This window comes from Clostridium sp. ATCC 25772 (assembly GCF_001573875.1).
GTDB classification, from domain to species: Bacteria; Bacillota; Clostridia; order Clostridiales; family Clostridiaceae; genus Clostridium_J; species Clostridium_J senegalense.
Map to the genome: position 1 here is coordinate 1 of NZ_LFRG01000101.1, position 1763 is coordinate 1763.

At 49.2% G+C, this 1763-nt stretch carries 1 rRNA gene; it reads right to left on the reverse strand.

Annotated features, from left to right (window positions below):
* A 23S ribosomal RNA gene (locus AZI32_RS16905) occupies positions 1 to 1763 on the reverse strand; the annotation flags it as partial.

Here is a 1763-nt window from a genome sequence, read left to right on the forward strand (position 1 = left end):
GGAACTTACCCGACAAGGAATTTCGCTACCTTAGGACCGTTATAGTTACGGCCGCCGTTTACTGGGGCTTAAGTTCACTGCTTCGGATAAATCCTAACAGATCCCCTTAACCTTCCAGCACCGGGCAGGCGTCAGCTCCTATACATCGTCTTGCGACTTAGCAGAAACCTGTGTTTTTGGTAAACAGTCGCTTGGGCCTATTCTCTGCGGCCACCTCGGGCGTTAACCCTAACGTGGCACCCCTTCTCCCTAAGTTACGGGGTCATTTTGCCGAGTTCCTTAACAACAGTTCTCTCGCTGGCCTTAGGATACTCTCCTCACCCACCTGTGTCGGTTTGCGGTACGGGCACCTTTAATCTCGATAGAAACTTTTCTCGACAGTGTGAAATCAGCTACTTCGCTACTTAATTTCGCTCCCCATCGTACCCCAGCATTATCATGGCGGATTTGCCTGCCTTGACTGCCTCAGTACTTAGCCACACATAACCAACAGTGTGGTTAGCTTATCCTACTGTGTCATTCCATCTCTCAAACGATTATCGGTGGTACAGGAATCTCAACCTGTTGTCCATCACCTACGCCTTTCGGCCTCGGCTTAGGTCCCGACTAACCCAGGGCGGACGAACCTTCCCCTGGAAACCTTGGGTTTACGGCCCGTGGGATTCTCACCCACGTCTCGCTACTCATGCCAACATTCTCACTCCTATACTGTCCACACGTCCTTACGGTCATGCTTCAGCCTGCATAGGAAGCTCCCCTACCTATCATAAATGATATCGTAGCTTCGGTAGTAAGTTTTAGCCCCGGTAATCTTCGGCGCAGGATCACTCGACCAGTGAGCTATTACGCACTCTTTAAATGAGTGGCTGCTTCTAAGCCAACATCCTGGTTGTCTATGCAATCCCACATCCTTTACCACTTAACTTACATTTAGGGACCTTAGCTGACGATCTGGGCTGTTGCCCTCTCGACTATGAATCTTATTACCCACAGTCTGACTCCCAAGTATAAAATAACGGCATTCGGAGTTTGATAATCTTCGGTAAGCGCAATGCCCCCTAGGATATTCAGTGCTCTACCTCCGTATTTCTCAACCTTGAGGCTAGCCCTAAAGCTATTTCGGGGAGAACCAGCTATCTCCGAGCTCGATTGGAATTTCACCGCTATCCACAAGTCATCCCCGAGCTTTTCAACGCTCGTGGGTTCGGACCTCCACGAAATTTTACTTTCGCTTCATCCTGCTCATGGATAGGTCGCTCGGTTTCGGGTCTACGACAGCAAACTTAACGCCCATTTAAGACTCGCTTTCACTACGGCTCCATACCTTAAGTACTTAACCTAGCTTACTATCGTAACTCGTTGGCCCGTTCTACAAAAAGTACGCGGTCACACATATAAAGTGCTTCCACAGCTTGTAAGCGCAGGGTTTCAGGTTCTATTTCACTCCCCTTCCGGGGTTCTTTTCACCTTTAGCGCAGGGTTTCAGGTTCTATTTCACTCCCCTCCCGGGGTTCTTTTCACCTTTCCCTCACGGTACTATGCGCTATCGGTCACTAAGTAGTATTTAGCCTTGGAGGATGGTCCCTCCTGCTTCCCACAGGGTTTCACGTGTCCCGTGGTACTCTGGATCACATCTAAAGTCTTCTCGTTTCAACTACGTGGCTATTACACTTTATAGCGGAGCTTTCCAACTCTCTTCGTTTACGATACCTCTTTGTTGATGATGTGTCCGCAACCCCAGCGAAGAAAACTTCACTGGTTTG